This is a genomic window from Lentilactobacillus sp. Marseille-Q4993 (assembly GCF_951230165.1).
Taxonomy (GTDB): Bacteria; Bacillota; Bacilli; order Lactobacillales; family Lactobacillaceae; genus Lentilactobacillus.
Map to the genome: position 1 here is coordinate 80577 of NZ_CATNVB010000003.1, position 13897 is coordinate 94473.

Here is a 13897-nt window from a genome sequence, read left to right on the forward strand (position 1 = left end):
CTTCTAAATTGAAACGGCTCTGGCTAACTTATCACCGGCAACGCCAACTCTAGCAGCCAGTTTGTAGATTGAAGTCTGAAGTAATCCCGTTCGGTCAATCAACTGTTGGTCAGCTAACGTTGCAAATGGATCCTTATCTGAAATAATGCCGCCATCATCAACCACCAACGTCCGGTCGGTGTAATCAAGCGCCAGTTGCATGTCATGCGTGATGACAATAACCGTCATATTATTTTGCACCGCAAGCTGATTGATAAAGTCCATCATTTGTTTGTAATGACGATAGTCTTGACCAGCAGTCGGTTCATCAAGAATCAAGGCCGCTGGCTTTAGCACCAACATTGAGGCAATTGTTAATCGTTTTTTCTGGCCAAAACTAAGGGCATCGACCGGCCAATTTCTCATTGAATACAGGTCGGTTACCTTCAGTGCCTGTTCAACCCGGGACTTAATTTCAGCTTCCACAAACCCCCTCAGAGTAAGGGCTAGTGCGACCTCATCACTCACCGTATCTTCAACAATCATTTTGTCTGGATCCTGAATGATATAGCCGATTTGCTTGCCAATCTCTTGGATTGACTTGCTTTTGATGTCTTCCCCAAGTTCAGTGATACTGCCAATTTGCGGTCGTAATACACCACATATCAATTGAGCAAAGGTTGACTTACCCGCTCCATTTTTACCGACTAAACTGATTCGTTCGCCCCGTTTGATAGTTAAATCATCAATATGCACAAACGGCTGGTTGTCGTAACTAAAGCGGAGGTTGTTGATCGTTAACAGATCAGCTTTTTCACTTTCATCAACTTCAGCCACAGAAGCTGGTCTAGTAGCTAACTCTTTGACCCCAGATTGATATTTAGTTAAATCAATCTGATCAACATCCCACAGATTCTTTTGATTAGCATCCGGTTTGGCAATCTTATCCAAACACTCTAAGTACAACGGCTGACGAATCCCATACTTTTCTAACAGGTCAGAGCAAAGTAATTTATCAGGAGTGGTAACAGTAACAATCTCTCCATTTGCCACCAAAACAACCTTATCAACATGGCGGTGAAGCACTTCTTTCAGCCGGTGCTCAATAATCACGATTGTCTTGTTATTCTGCTTGTTTAACCTATCCAACAACTCAATCATTTCGTTACTCATCTTAGGATTCAATGCCGCCAACGGCTCGTCCAACAAGATAATCGGGGCATCACCATTCAACACTCCACCAACCGTCACTCTTTGTTTTTGACCACCTGATAATGAAAATGGCAACCGATTCAAAAAGTTTTTCATGCCGATAATATCAGCTGATTCAGCAACTCTTCGTTTCATCTGGGGTAATGGTGTATTCAAATTTTCTAGATAAAAGGCAATGTCTTCACCAACGCTCAACCCAACAAACTGCGAATTTGAATCCTGTAGCACCGTCCCAACAGACTCAGAACGGGAAAAGACAGTCGACTGAGCTAATGATTCACCATTAACGATGACATCCCCCGTAAACTCACCCTTATCCTGATTGGGAATCAAGCCATTGATTGTCTTGGCAAGGGTTGACTTACCACTGCCACTAGGTCCTAAAATCAGAACCTTTTCGCCAGGATAAATATCTAGGTTAATGTTTTTCAACGTTGGTTCTTCTTGACTCTTATATCTGAATGTAAAATCCTTAAAACTAATGATTGGTTGTAGAGCTGTCATGGTGACCCTCCTTGATTATTCTTTGGTTAGGTGAGAATTTTTCCGGTTGCGTTTGGCAAGTGAGAATAGCAGCGGGATCCCGGCGATGATTGTAATTGCCCCATCAGTAATCACTGCAATGTATCCCTGAGCAAAGTTGATCAGCTTCTCACCACCGTAGAACAGCGTGTTTAAAAATGGAGCGATGAATCCAAACGCGACCAACAGGCCAATCAACGATGTGATGGTGAAAATGGCTGCGTGTTTTTTGGTAAAAATCCCGTCCTCAATTCTGGCACCGTAGAGTGGTAATAGCCCAATCACAAAGGCTGCGATGAAATTACCAATCCACCATTCTGGCCAAAATCCCGAACCAGCAATCAAGTCGGCAAAGAAGTTACCGAACAGTCCAATAAACCCAGCCGGGAGCGGACCGTAAAGGGCTCCGACAAAGACTGGAACTAGGTAAGCTACGGACAACTTTGTGTTTGTGTAAACGGGAATGCCAACAAAATCTAGTAATACCCCAAACAATGCTGATCCAATCGCTACCGTCACGATTGATTGCGTACTCCATCTTCCAACTAACTTACTAAAAACTGACTCTCTAATTTCATTTGCTGCCATGATAATCTCCTCTTTCTTTTATCTAATTTTAGATAAACAAAAAACGCCCCCGAAAAATCGAGGGCGTCTTCACGCGGTACCACCTGTCTTTATCAAATAATGCCAATAGCAGAATTCGACATCTCCACAGTCTAAACATCAAACTGCTTTGCCAATAACGAGGCTACCGTCTTTGCTCACATTGCGTTCACAAAGAAATGCTCATGAACCATATTCGAAGTAATCGTTGCGGTCAGCTCTCACCTAATCTGACTCTCTTTATCGCACAATTAGATTCTACTCATTCAATCATCGCTTATCTAATGTTTTTCTAATTATTGAATATTAAACAACCATTCGGAATTAAAGTCAACATTTTTTTAATCAACTTAATCCCCACCATCAGTTCCAATCTGGGTATATGCCTTCTTACCACCAATTGAGTAAGTGCTAAACCACTCACTCATATAGTAATCACCATCCGTGTAACTATATCTATCGGTTGGTTTATGAAGGTTTGTAATTCTTAGTCGATAACGATAGCTTCCAGTTTTACGAATGTGCTTATCGCTTACTCCTTTAACATGTGTCTTGGTGTATAGATACCGAGAATCGCCCTTCTGTTTGGTAGCCGTAATCTTAGCAATTGAAACTGGCTTATTGGGATATTCACCCAAATATGCGTTTACATCAACTAGCTTAGGGTTCGCTTTATAGTACTCAAGATATCCATCCGAAGTTATCTGTAGCTTATCAGAATACTTTGCTGGAACATTCAGCTTGCTTAGCTTAGGCAATGACCCATATTGAAGGTCACCAAAGCTGTAAGGTAGCTCATATCCCGGTCGACTGACCTTCGTTAATTGACCTTTATGATATTTAACATCCTGTGATCCAAGCCCGCTATCATAGAATCTAAGTCCTTTGGTTAATACGGTCTTTCTAATCTTATAGCTTAGACTGTCGCCATAGTAATCCACCCGATAGTCATTATTCTTATGGATTTTTGAATTCCAATAAGTATTCATCTTTGCAGCAACAATCGTCCCCTTGGGAATGGTCAACGTCTTATGAACTCGCTCCTTATTGGCCGTATTAACCAACATTACTGGAATTTTAATTACCCTATTAGTTCGATAATATGTCTTTGTAAATGGATTCTGGATACTATTAATATTGAATTTTGCAGTCTTAGCTTGCGTGATAGTTGTCCCACCAAACGCAAAAGCCAACAACAGTGTCGCAGTCAATTTTGTAGTAATTTTCATTATTTTCCCTCCGTGTACTCGAGAAAATTATAGTCCGGCTAACCGATATCCAACCTCAATTCACCCAAACATAACTCTTTTTTAACTAGTGGATCCCGGCTTTGAACCAGCCTTTGTTGGCGGCAACAACGTAAGTGTAATAACCGTTAGTATTAAATTTGCCACTCTCGACGACCCATAAATAGCTTGCTCCATGATGGACTTTTAGATGGTGACCACGTTTGACCCATGTATGCTTAACTGCATAAGAATTAACCCGTGGAATCGTGTTTTTAATTTTCACAATTTTAACTCTTTTAGTCACCGTAACCCAGTGGGGCCTGAGCCAATAGTAATAACTGTGTGCTGATACACTACTTCCCGTAATCACAAACAAGGCAGACATCGAAACCCCCGTAACAACCCCAATTAACCACTTTTTCATCATGTATTCCCCCTAATCAAAATCCTTTAAAACTACCACCATTATTGTATTATAAAAGTTGAAATTTATAACTTGATTCGCATAATATCATTCTATATTCGGAGGAGATTTAAAATGAAAAAACAACTCGCGTTAACTGCGGCAATGGCTGGTTTGTTTGGAGTTTCACTGATGAGTACTCCAGTTACCGCCCAGGCAAAATATGTAAAGACACCGGTGTCGTTGAGGGGAAAGTGGAGATCAAAACTCCAAGGAACCATTAAAATAACCAGGTACACCTTCGCTACATATCGGGCGGGCCACTATCAAAGACTATCTGGGGTTAAGAATTGGGGTGGTAATCTCCCTGGTAAGCAACTGATTGTCAGCAAGCGAGCACATGGATATTACCTACTTGGTCGCCGTTACACGGATGACTACACCTTACTAAAGCGAGTTCGCCGAAACGGTCGCCTAGCTCTGAAAAACTATGTAGGTGGTCTGGGTGGTCCAAGCCACGTTTACTATTACTACAAGGTCAATAACTAAGGATGCCTCACCCACGCAACTCACCAAACTCGCCCCCCCCTACTTCTCACATCCAGTCTATCAACTTTTGCTCTACTTGCACCCCAAAGTACTCAAGCAGCTAGCTGGCACAACGGTATTCCCAAGGCTCTCCGTGGCAAGTACAAGAGCAAACCACGCGGTGCCCGTAAGAATTACACCCGGATCTATTTTCGTAAACATTCAGCCCCATTTTATAACTTTTGGAAAATGGGTGGATACACTATGAATTCACCAATGCTGGGCATCGCTAGTCACGCCAAATATAAAAAAGTTGGCGCCAGAACTTATAAAATATCTGGTCGTGACAAGATGAATACGATCACCCAAACCATGTACGTTTATAAAAAAGGACACAAAATTAAGTTCACATTTAGTCATTCGTTTAAGGGGCAACCTGTCCTTTATAAGTACTAACATTTGACCACATTCGGCCGACTCGAAGGTGGTTTTTCCATGTCCAAATGTTATAATTATAACTGTAATCGTTTTCACAAACGACATAAAAGGAAGGCTATCCCATGAGAAAAAAAGCCATGCTTATTGGGGCGGTTGGTTGTGGCAAAACCACCTTAATTCAGGCAATGCACAACCAATCACTTCACTACAATAAAACTCAATCTCTTGATTTCTACGATGACATTATTGACACTCCGGGCGAGTATGTTGAACACAGACCGTTGTATTCAAATTTAATGACAACCTCGGTTGACGCAGCCCTCATCGTCCTCATTCAGAGTGCCACGGATAAGCGCGTTATCTTTCCACCCGGTTTCACCACAATGTTTTCAATGGACGTTATTGGCCTGATTACTAAGACCGATGAAGCCAACGCTGATGACATTGAATATGCCCGCCGCCGAATCCTTGACGCTGGGGTTTCAGACATGATGGAAGTTTCTGCCGTTACTGGCGATAATCTCGACCAAGTAAGAAATTACATTGAATCACACGTTAAATAAAATAATCCCGTCAACTTTGACTATGCTCAAGTTGGCGGGATTTTTTGGTTATTTTTCATATATTATCTTTGCACTAAATCGTGATACTGCTGATTTCTTTCGAAGAAATCAACCGCAAATTCACATTGTGGATCTACTTTCAAATCAAATGTTCGACAAATTGTCACAATTTTTTCAGCCATTAGTTTAGCAATTCCTTGACCACGATATTTGTCATCAACTTCAATATGGTCAACGATGATTACGTCTGGTTCAAACTTCAGCTCAATATCTGCAAACGCCACCTGATTTCCCTTTAGGTCACTCAGATGAAGTTGGTGAGGTAAAAAGGCAAAATTAAACTTATCGGAATCATTACCTACCGCTTGGCTAATTGCTGGCTCAATCGAGCTAACAACCACTTGGCTAATAAACTTACGGACACTCATATTCAACAATTGGGCAATCCCCTTATCCTTAAGGGCAAGATTATTGTCAAAAATGCTGGCAACACCGCCAATATTAAGGTCAGAAGTGCCTCCATCAATCTTCATGTACATGCCCAGGGCAATATCTTTCAAATGCTGGCTAGCATTATAACCACCAAGTCGTCCCGTTGATGTTGAAACTATCATTGCCGGTTTGCCTTCCCAGACACTTTTACTGGTCGGTCGAGAACCAACATCCAAGGCATTCTTCAACCCCCCTGGGATTGATCGGTTATATTCTGGTGTAACAAATACAATACCGTCTGAACTACGAACCTGATCTCGGAACCTGTCCCACTCTGCATTGGGTTGGCTCTCAATGTCCTCGTTGAATAATCCCAACCGAGAAATATCGATAAACTCGATTTGAAATTCAGCTGGAAAAATAATTGCGATGTTTTTGGCGAGCGCCTTAGCCCAAGAATAACGCCTAAGGCTCCCAACAATAATTCCAATCTTCTTCATTTCATGACCCTTCCAAATTTCATTTTTGACCTACCAAATATAGTCGTTTTAAATCAGCAATCTCACTATTCGAAAAGCCAACATAATCAGTCAAGTAGGGAATGATTCCCCCAAACTCTAGCTGGATCAGCGTCATCGCTTGGTCAAAGTAATCATCAGAGACGGAGGTCAATGACTGTAAAGACTGTAAGAAGTTTCTGCCCATATGGGCTTTCTTGGCCTCTGTGATTCTTCGTTCAAGTTTTGGTGTTATCAGTTGGTTAGTCAGCAAGTAATCCTGCTTAATTTGCCACCAGTCCACACCAAGTGCCCCAAGCAACAGAATTGAACACATTCCAGTTCGATCCTTTCCCGAAGCACAGTGATACAAAATATTCTTATCCTCGCCACTAACAAGTAGCGACTGTAAGAACTCTCGGTAGGCCTTTCTCGGCTGGCTATTCAAAACTAACCGTCGGTACACATACATCATTCGTAGGTGACCCCCATTAGGATCATCCGAGTACATCTGGTTCAAATTATCGACAGTGGTCTTACTTTCCGTTTCATCATTATCAAAAACGGGAAGCCGGACGTAGTCGATCCCCTTTGGGACCACGTCAGGGTTGCTATCGATTTCCGCGTTTGAACGCAAATCAACAATGCAACTAACGCCATAGTTCAACAGTTCCTGTTGATCAGATTCAGTTAACCCAGAGAGTTCACCAGACCGAATCAGTTTTCGCCACTTGACGAACCGACCATCGGCTGACTGGTAGCCACCAAGGTCCCGAATGTTGACAACACTTTTGACTGGTAACACTCGATTCTTGATAGCAATCTCCCTCCTTTAATATCTACGCTTACGTCTTCGTAATGTTAGTAACGTCAAACCCGAGCAAGTTATGCAACGTATCGACAACTTCCCGAAGTGCCGACTCCACTTCGGAGACCTCACCGACAATAACAACAGAACCACTAAACCGATCAATAAATCCTAGTTGGACCGAACTCGCTTTGGTTGCAATGTCACCGGCAATAATTGACGTTTCACTCGGGGTAATCGTTAGAATTCCGAGAGCATTTTTCTTGGTCTGAATTCCTAATTTTTCATAGATATCATCAGTTGGGTTAGCTACAATATGAGCCAAGGTCACCTGTTTACCAGGTACGTACTCTTGAATTGAACGTTCAATATTTCTATCTTCTGCCAATTTAACCACACCAATCGTTTATTTTGAGATTATTCTTGAAGTTTCGCGGGCAATTACGAGCTCTTCATCTGTTGGAATTACCAACACCTTGACTTTACTGTCACGACCTTGAATTTCGAATTCATTATTCTTATTCTTCTGTTCATCAATCGTGACCCCAAGGTATCCAAGTTGTTTACATACCCGACTCCTAATTGGAGCGGAATGTTCGCCAACCCCAGCAGTAAATACCAACGTTTCAAGCCCATTTAAATCAGCAGCGTAAGCCCCAACATAATGTTGAATTTGGTGGACGTACACTTTTAATGCCAATTTAGCTCGGTCATTGCCTGCACTTTCTGCTTCAAGTACATCCCGAACATCATTAGATACTCCAGATAAGCCCTGCAGCCCAGACTTTTTGTTCATGACTGTTCGCATTTCATCTGGACTTAAGTGCTCATTTTCCTCGATAAACGGAATAATATTAGGATCAATATCACCACAACGAGTACCCATTACCAAACCAGCAAGTGGCGTGAAGCCCATCGACGTGTTAACTGACTTACCGTCCTTAATTGCACAGATGCTTGCTCCGTTTCCTAAGTGACACGAAATGATTTTAGCTGCCTGGGCATCACCAAACTTTCGCTGAACTTCACTATATACGTACTGATGAGATTGACCGTGGAACCCATAACGCCGGATTCCGTACTTTTCATAATATTCGTAAGGTAATGCGTACATGTACGCTTCAGGTGGCATCGTACTGTGGAAAGATGTATCGAAGACCGCCACATCACGAGCCTCTGGAAGTAGTTGTTCGAATGCTTTAATTCCAGCGAGATTAACAGGATTGTGAAGAGGGGAAACCGTCGCTAACTTATCTATTTCGTTTTCAACGTTTTCATCAATCTCAACTGATTTTTCATACTTGCGACCACCGTGAGAAACTCGGTGTCCGACTCCGACAATTTCCGACTTATCTTTGATGACACCACTGTCTAGCAATGCGTCAATCACCAGTTGAACCCCTTTGGTATGATCCTCGATGGGCTGAACTGATTCGTGTTTTTCATCGCCAACTTTGTAAGAAAAAGCTCCGTCTTGGTGGCCGATTCGATCAACCAATCCGCTGACTAATACTTCTTCTGCAGGCATGGAATATAATTTAAATTTTAGCGATGAACTACCTGCGTTTATTGATAGAACTTTTACCATACATGTACCCTCTCACTAATATTTATTTGATAACTCGTTGATAGATTTCTTTAAGATCTTCATCAGAAGGAACGACCGGGTTACCAGGGAATGTTCCATCCTTCTTGGCATCAGCAACCACTATATCTGTCTTTGACTTAGCGTCTTCAGTATCAATACCAAAGGCTCTCAAAGTCCGAGGACAGTTCATTTGAATCATCAATTGCTTGATTTTGGCAATAATCCTCTGAACCGCAATTCGATCACTCAAACCAGTCGAGGCCAAGCCAGCTTTTCTAGCGGCTTCAGCATACTTGTGCATTGCTGGTTCACAGTTCTTAGCATTATATTCAACTACGAGTGGCAACAACATTGCACATGCCAAACCATGAGGAATATGGAAGTTGGCACCAAGTTGATGTGCTAACGAGTGAGTGATTCCAAGACCGGCATTATTAAACGCAATTCCAGCAGCACAAGAAGCTTCGTGAACTACTTTTCTGGTCTCCTCATCATTACCATCCTTATAACAATCCACCAAGTTCTTGAAGATAATATCAATTCCCTTTTCAGCAAGAGCATCGGTAATCGTGTTAGCATCTTGGGCAACCAATGATTCCAACGAATGAGTCAAAACATCCAAGCCTGAGTAGGCGGTTACATTTTTGGGTGCCGTCATTACTAGCTTAGGATCGAGTAACGCAACGTCAGGAATCAAATAATCTTCCATGATTGGAAACTTATTGTGGTTCTTAGTATCAGAAACCACACTGGTGTTGGTAACTTCTGAACCAGTTCCACTAGTAGTTGGAATGGCAACAAATTCTTCAATTTCACAGTGATTTACTTTTTCACCGAAGAACCGAATCGCTTTTCCTGTATCAATGGCAGAACCACCACCAATTCCAACAATGATTTGAGGTTTGAAGTCGTTAAACTGCTTAACCCCTTCCATGATGTTTTCCAATGGTGGATCTGGCTTAACATCAGAGAAAATTGAGACTTGGTTAGATGAGTTGATTTTGCCAACAATCGTGTTAAACGCTGGCGTATCTGGCAGGAATGAATCACATACTAAGAATACCTTTTTAGAGCTAATCTTAGTTAACCAGTTCAAGCTGTCAGTGCCTGAATAAATTTTGGTTGGAATGCGAATCTCTTCCATGGCCTACACCTCCCAAGATCTTAATGAAAATCCTTCTGGGCAGTTGAAACGACGACGACGCGTAAATGTCTTTGTAGTAGTTGTTCCTTCACCCGTTGGGGTTGCGATTGTCAATGCAGCAGCACCACTGTAGTAACCATTGTCACCAACACCTGTTGCAGCAAAGGTTGGGCCGTTTGCAACAAAGATTGAGGTGTTCATTCTGTGAGCTGCCTTGTTAATATGAGGAATGTTTTCTGAATGAATTGAAGCTGTATGATGATTGCCCATTTCAACTTCAACTGCAGTTGCCAATACGCTATCGAAATCAGGGCAAGTTACGATTGGGAGTAATGGCATCAACATTTCTGTCTTAACTAAAGGATGATCCTTTGGAGCTTCAAAGATAACAACGGTTGGGTTACCAGTGTATGAAATTCCAGCTTCATCAAGGATATATGTGGCATCCTTACCAACAAACTTACGGTCAGGATCACCACTATCTTGAATTGTCATTTCAGCTAGTTTGTCAACTTGATGAGGATCAGTAACTAGGAATGCTCCTTCGTGTTGCATCTTCTCAATCAATTCATCCTTAACACTTGCTTCAACGACAACTTCCTTTTCAGCAGTACATAAAATATTATTATCAAATCCAGCTGACACGATAATATCATGAGCTGCAAGATCGATATTTGCAGTGCTATCAACCATTGCAGGTGGGTTACCGGCACCGGCACCGACTGCTTTTTTACCACTAGTCAATGCTTGGTGAACAACAGCAGGGCCACCAGTAACTGAAAGCATAGCAATATCCGGATGTTGCATCATTTGTTGCACTGACTCAATTGATGGCTTATCAAGTGAAACGACTAAGTTCTTCATACCAGTAGCATTGAAAACAAACTCGTTTAGCTTCTCAATCGTCCATCTAGTAATATCCTTTGCACCTGGGTGGGCACCGAAGAATAATGCGTTTCCTGCTGACAACATCATAATTGAGTTATTAATAACTGTTTCAGCGGGATTAGTACTTGGACCAACGGCACCAATAACCCCATATGGAGTATATTCATACATAACCATTCCGCCATCACCAGTTTCGACTTCTGGTTGAAGTACCTCTGGGCCTGGTGTGTTATAGAGTGCATTCTTTAGCTTAGCAACCTTGGCATCAACTGTTCCCATTCCAGTTTCATCGTGAATTGCTTCAGCGATTTGTTGAATGTGGGGACCAAAGCCGTCTTTGATTGCCTTAATAACTTTCTTTCTAAAAGCAATTGGTTTGTCAGCATAAGCTTCTTGAGCTTGTTTTGCGGCAGCGATTGCTTCATCAACTGAGGTAAAGATTCCGTTACCCAAACCGTCTGGTTGATTAATATTGTCAGAAGAACTCTTGCCAGAGGTTGAGAGTTCTTCTTTTAAAATTTGTCTGATTTGATTTTCTAGATCTGTGACTTGCATATTTAGTGACTCTCCTTTATAAATTCCTGGATTGCAGCTTCACAAATTGCTTGATCTTCCTCGATCAATCCGCCACTTACGCCAATAGCCCCTTTAATTTGACCATTGATGACGATTGGGATTCCTCCAGGAAAAGAAACTAATTTTCCGTCTAACATAGTTTCCATTTGGTATAAGGGACCACCCGGTTGGATATCCTTACTAATATCCTTAGTGGGCTCCTTCATAGCAATTGCGGACCATGCTTTTTTGGGTGCAAGCGTTGAGCTAACAAGGTTTGCATTTGGCATATGGTAAAGCATTTGAACCGTATTGGTTAAGTCCATAAAACAGATAGTAACGCCAACTTTTAACTCGTTAGCTTTATTAACGGCTGCGTCTAAAACCGTTTGCATTTTACTTCTTGAAAATAAATTTTCTTCATTGCCTTCATCCAACGCTTCGCGGACAATTTTCTTTAGCTCATTTGTATCCATCATTTTCCCTCCGTAGCAGCAAAGTATCTCTTAACAACTTCGTCTGATATTTTTTTCATTTGGGCTTCCTGATCTTCTTCCCTTGCAATAATGTAGAAAAAGTCAGAGAGTCGATTAACATATCTTTCAAGTTCTGGCCTAACAGAGCTGCTTTTCATAAACGCAACTAAATTCCGTTCAGCCCGTCGACAAAGTGTTCTGCAAACATGCAGTTGAGCTCCTGCTTTGCTGGCTCCAGGCAGGATAAAACTGTCGACCTTGGGTAGTTTTTCCGTATATTTATCAATAACTTGTTCCAAAAAATGAACATCATCATCAGTAATAATCTGACTGTTTTCAATAAACTGCTGGGTTCTCATCGTTGCAATTTCTCCCTGCAGGAAAAACATTCGGTACTCGATTCGTTGTAGATACTCGACGTTTTTAGGGTTGATACAGAACTTATCAGCAAAGCTAATATTGGCGTTCAATTCGTCAAACGTTCCGTAAGTTTCGACTCTTAGCGAGTCCTTTGAAACCCGTTGACCGTCATACAAACTAGTCGAGCCTTTATCCCCACCTTTTGTATAAATAGCCATTACTCAGCCTTCTTTCGTCAAGCATCCACACGATCAATGATCCCTACTATTGAGCAATCATTGACGTCGTTTGCTACCTTTTCTGCACTGGCCCTTCTGGCACCAGCACCTCTAACTAACAATACGAATTCGCCAATCCCAGCACCCACTGTATCCGCAGCAACTTCCTCTGCTCTAGTAGGTTTGCCTTTAGAATCAACGGGCTGAACGATCATTAGTTTACGGCCGACTAGCGACTTGTCCTTCTGAGTAGAAACAACACTACCCATTACTTTTGCCATATACAATCTTCATCAGTCCTTTCTTGTAATACCAATTGCTTTAAACCTATTAGATCTCGAGCTTCTTCGGTAAATCTTTGCTTTGGATTCATTATGAGAATGCTATTATCGGGAATCCTGGCTAGCTCACCTCGGTTTATGACCTGCGAGTGAGTTGACCATACTAACGAATCGGTTCCAACAACAAAGTCAATCGGCCAGTCCAACAACATCTTTCTCGGAATGAAGTTCACCATATTCTTACTAATTTGAAAATAGAAGTGAACATCATAACTGATTCCCTTTAAAATCCAGTCGACCCATGCATTTTGCTGATTGGCCCGGTATAAATCAAGAATCAGGTTAATTGTTATTCCGTCAATCGTAATTGAACTGTTTTCAATGAATAAATCATCATCAGGTGATGGATCATCTGAGTGAAAGGACAGAGCCTTTTGCTGGTGATTCCGCTGCTGAATCCGTTGAACTACCTTTTCAATTATTTCGTCTACTTGATTCATCCAGCTCACCTACTTTACATGTTGTTTATTCATTTGGGTTTGGGATAATTCGACCAAACGTGTTAGGACCAACGTTAGCTGCACTAGCCTCATCGGTATCAAGATGCATTTCAAGAACGAAGTCTTTTCTTGGTCTAGCAATTACATCACTGTAAATTGTCTTTCGTTCTGGTGAATCAATTTCAACTGATACAGAGTCACCAAGTTTTACCCCAAACCGCTCAGCGTCTTCCAAGCTCATATGAATATGACGCTTAGCCGCAATGACTCCTTGAACAGTTACTTCACCATCTTTGGTTCTCAGCTTAACTGATGGAGCTCCATCAAGATGACCCGAAAGTCTGATTGGAGCATCGACACCAATTCCAAACGTTTCTGATCTTGCAATCTCGACTTGTGAGTGAGAACGACATGGGCCAAGAACTCGAACACCTTTGATTTCCCCTTTAGGGCCAACGATGTCAACTTTTTGCTTACTTGCAAACTCGTTTGGTTGTTTGAGGGGCTTAAATACTTCCATCTCTTGACCAGGGAATAATGTGTGGAAATCTTCCTTGGTTAAATGAATATGGTGATTTGATACCCCAATTGGAATTCGGTTAGGATCGGAGTTTTCCTGTAAAACCTGCCGAATAATTTGTCTTAGATTTTCTTCAGTTAATTCCATATC

The 13897-nt window shown here is 41.8% G+C and carries 18 protein-coding genes; 3 read left to right on the forward strand and 15 right to left on the reverse strand.

Annotated elements, in window-relative coordinates; translation table 11 throughout:
* Positions 1-3 precede the first annotated feature (3 nt).
* From QOW94_RS02040 to QOW94_RS02055, 4 genes are all read right to left on the reverse strand, one after another.
* Positions 4-1695 carry an ABC transporter ATP-binding protein gene (locus QOW94_RS02040; protein ID WP_283678426.1) on the reverse strand — a complete coding sequence of 564 codons (1692 nt, stop codon included), beginning with the start codon at positions 1693-1695 and terminating at the stop codon, positions 4-6.
* Between the two features lie 15 nt (positions 1696-1710).
* Positions 1711-2301 carry an ECF-type riboflavin transporter substrate-binding protein gene (locus tag QOW94_RS02045; RefSeq protein WP_283678428.1) on the reverse strand — a complete coding sequence of 197 codons (591 nt, stop codon included), beginning with the start codon at positions 2299-2301 and terminating at the stop codon, positions 1711-1713.
* Between the two features lie 368 nt (positions 2302-2669).
* Entirely contained in the window at positions 2670-3548 is an 879-nt protein-coding gene (locus QOW94_RS02050) for a hypothetical protein (RefSeq protein ID WP_283678430.1), read from the reverse strand.
* 85 nt (positions 3549-3633) lie between these two features.
* A complete protein-coding gene (locus QOW94_RS02055) occupies positions 3634-3972 on the reverse strand; it encodes a hypothetical protein (RefSeq protein ID WP_283678432.1) in 339 nt (112 codons plus the stop codon).
* 114 nt (positions 3973-4086) lie between these two features.
* Here QOW94_RS02055 and QOW94_RS02060 point away from each other — a divergent pair, with 114 nt between their 5' ends.
* The 3 genes from QOW94_RS02060 (at position 4087) to QOW94_RS02070 (ending at position 5480) form a co-directional block, all read left to right on the forward strand.
* Complete coding sequence (locus QOW94_RS02060; RefSeq protein WP_283678433.1) at positions 4087-4500, forward strand: hypothetical protein; 414 nt, start codon at positions 4087-4089, stop codon at positions 4498-4500.
* A 243-nt stretch (positions 4501-4743) separates the two neighbouring features.
* The gene (locus tag QOW94_RS02065) at positions 4744-4935 is read left to right on the forward strand and encodes a hypothetical protein (RefSeq protein ID WP_283678434.1); all 192 of its coding nucleotides are present in this window, start codon (positions 4744-4746) and stop codon (positions 4933-4935) included.
* A gap of 104 nt (positions 4936-5039) precedes the next feature.
* Positions 5040-5480, forward strand: coding sequence for a EutP/PduV family microcompartment system protein (locus tag QOW94_RS02070; RefSeq protein ID WP_283678436.1), 441 nt, complete (start codon positions 5040-5042; stop codon positions 5478-5480).
* Positions 5481-5542: 62 nt separating this feature from the next.
* Here QOW94_RS02070 and QOW94_RS02075 read toward each other — a convergent pair whose 3' ends face one another.
* Genes QOW94_RS02075 through QOW94_RS02125 form a run of 11 tightly spaced genes read right to left on the reverse strand, consistent with a single transcriptional unit; the run spans position 5543 to position 13894 of the window.
* The gene (locus QOW94_RS02075) at positions 5543-6412 is read right to left on the reverse strand and encodes a GNAT family N-acetyltransferase (RefSeq protein WP_283678438.1); all 870 of its coding nucleotides are present in this window, start codon (positions 6410-6412) and stop codon (positions 5543-5545) included.
* Positions 6413-6431: 19 nt separating this feature from the next.
* Positions 6432-7214 carry a tyrosine-protein phosphatase gene (locus QOW94_RS02080; RefSeq protein WP_283678440.1) on the reverse strand — a complete coding sequence of 261 codons (783 nt, stop codon included), beginning with the start codon at positions 7212-7214 and terminating at the stop codon, positions 6432-6434.
* Positions 7215-7254: 40 nt separating this feature from the next.
* Positions 7255-7605, reverse strand: a complete 351-nt coding sequence (locus QOW94_RS02085) for a BMC domain-containing protein (RefSeq protein ID WP_283678441.1) — start codon at positions 7603-7605, stop codon at positions 7255-7257.
* A gap of 18 nt (positions 7606-7623) precedes the next feature.
* Positions 7624-8805 (reverse strand): acetate/propionate family kinase, encoded by a 1182-nt coding sequence (locus QOW94_RS02090; protein WP_283678443.1) that lies wholly within the window; start codon positions 8803-8805, stop codon positions 7624-7626.
* A gap of 22 nt (positions 8806-8827) precedes the next feature.
* Positions 8828-9949, reverse strand: coding sequence for a 1-propanol dehydrogenase PduQ (locus QOW94_RS02095; RefSeq protein WP_283678445.1), 1122 nt, complete (start codon positions 9947-9949; stop codon positions 8828-8830).
* A 3-nt stretch (positions 9950-9952) separates the two neighbouring features.
* Positions 9953-11392, reverse strand: coding sequence for an aldehyde dehydrogenase family protein (locus tag QOW94_RS02100; RefSeq protein WP_283678447.1), 1440 nt, complete (start codon positions 11390-11392; stop codon positions 9953-9955).
* Positions 11393-11394: 2 nt separating this feature from the next.
* The gene (locus QOW94_RS02105) at positions 11395-11868 is read right to left on the reverse strand and encodes a GlcG/HbpS family heme-binding protein (protein WP_283678448.1); all 474 of its coding nucleotides are present in this window, start codon (positions 11866-11868) and stop codon (positions 11395-11397) included.
* Complete coding sequence (locus QOW94_RS02110) at positions 11868-12446, reverse strand: cob(I)yrinic acid a,c-diamide adenosyltransferase (RefSeq protein WP_283678450.1); 579 nt, start codon at positions 12444-12446, stop codon at positions 11868-11870. The genes QOW94_RS02105 and QOW94_RS02110 overlap by 1 nt, the downstream gene beginning before the upstream one ends.
* Positions 12447-12463: 17 nt before the next feature.
* Entirely contained in the window at positions 12464-12733 is a 270-nt protein-coding gene (locus QOW94_RS02115) for a EutN/CcmL family microcompartment protein (RefSeq protein ID WP_502867223.1), read from the reverse strand.
* Positions 12715-13227: a PduM family microcompartment protein gene (gene pduM, locus QOW94_RS02120; protein ID WP_283678453.1), complete on the reverse strand. Its 513-nt coding sequence runs from the start codon at positions 13225-13227 to the stop codon at positions 12715-12717. Before pduM ends, QOW94_RS02115 begins: the two co-directional genes overlap by 19 nt.
* 25 nt (positions 13228-13252) lie before the next feature.
* Positions 13253-13894 carry a phosphate propanoyltransferase gene (locus QOW94_RS02125; protein WP_283678455.1) on the reverse strand — a complete coding sequence of 214 codons (642 nt, stop codon included), beginning with the start codon at positions 13892-13894 and terminating at the stop codon, positions 13253-13255.
* Between the last annotated feature and the right edge of the window lie 3 nt (positions 13895-13897).

What these genes read in the sequence shown, in the direction of transcription:
- QOW94_RS02040 (WP_283678426.1), bottom strand. Translation starts at nt 1,695, where the DNA reads ATGACAGCTCTACAACCAATCATTAGTTTTAAGGATTTTACATTCAGA.
- QOW94_RS02045 (WP_283678428.1), bottom strand. Translation starts at nt 2,301, where the DNA reads ATGGCAGCAAATGAAATTAGAGAGTCAGTTTTTAGTAAGTTAGTTGGA.
- QOW94_RS02050 (WP_283678430.1), bottom strand. Translation starts at nt 3,548, where the DNA reads ATGAAAATTACTACAAAATTGACTGCGACACTGTTGTTGGCTTTTGCG.
- QOW94_RS02055 (WP_283678432.1), bottom strand. Translation starts at nt 3,972, where the DNA reads ATGAAAAAGTGGTTAATTGGGGTTGTTACGGGGGTTTCGATGTCTGCC.
- QOW94_RS02060 (WP_283678433.1), top strand. Translation starts at nt 4,087, where the DNA reads ATGAAAAAACAACTCGCGTTAACTGCGGCAATGGCTGGTTTGTTTGGA.
- QOW94_RS02065 (WP_283678434.1), top strand. Translation starts at nt 4,744, where the DNA reads ATGAATTCACCAATGCTGGGCATCGCTAGTCACGCCAAATATAAAAAA.
- QOW94_RS02070 (WP_283678436.1), top strand. Translation starts at nt 5,040, where the DNA reads ATGAGAAAAAAAGCCATGCTTATTGGGGCGGTTGGTTGTGGCAAAACC.
- QOW94_RS02075 (WP_283678438.1), bottom strand. Translation starts at nt 6,412, where the DNA reads ATGAAGAAGATTGGAATTATTGTTGGGAGCCTTAGGCGTTATTCTTGG.
- QOW94_RS02090 (WP_283678443.1), bottom strand. Translation starts at nt 8,805, where the DNA reads ATGGTAAAAGTTCTATCAATAAACGCAGGTAGTTCATCGCTAAAATTT.
- QOW94_RS02095 (WP_283678445.1), bottom strand. Translation starts at nt 9,949, where the DNA reads ATGGAAGAGATTCGCATTCCAACCAAAATTTATTCAGGCACTGACAGC.
- QOW94_RS02100 (WP_283678447.1), bottom strand. Translation starts at nt 11,392, where the DNA reads ATGCAAGTCACAGATCTAGAAAATCAAATCAGACAAATTTTAAAAGAA.
- QOW94_RS02105 (WP_283678448.1), bottom strand. Translation starts at nt 11,868, where the DNA reads ATGGATACAAATGAGCTAAAGAAAATTGTCCGCGAAGCGTTGGATGAA.
- QOW94_RS02110 (WP_283678450.1), bottom strand. Translation starts at nt 12,446, where the DNA reads ATGGCTATTTATACAAAAGGTGGGGATAAAGGCTCGACTAGTTTGTAT.
- pduM (WP_283678453.1), bottom strand. Translation starts at nt 13,227, where the DNA reads ATGAATCAAGTAGACGAAATAATTGAAAAGGTAGTTCAACGGATTCAG.
- QOW94_RS02125 (WP_283678455.1), bottom strand. Translation starts at nt 13,894, where the DNA reads ATGGAATTAACTGAAGAAAATCTAAGACAAATTATTCGGCAGGTTTTA.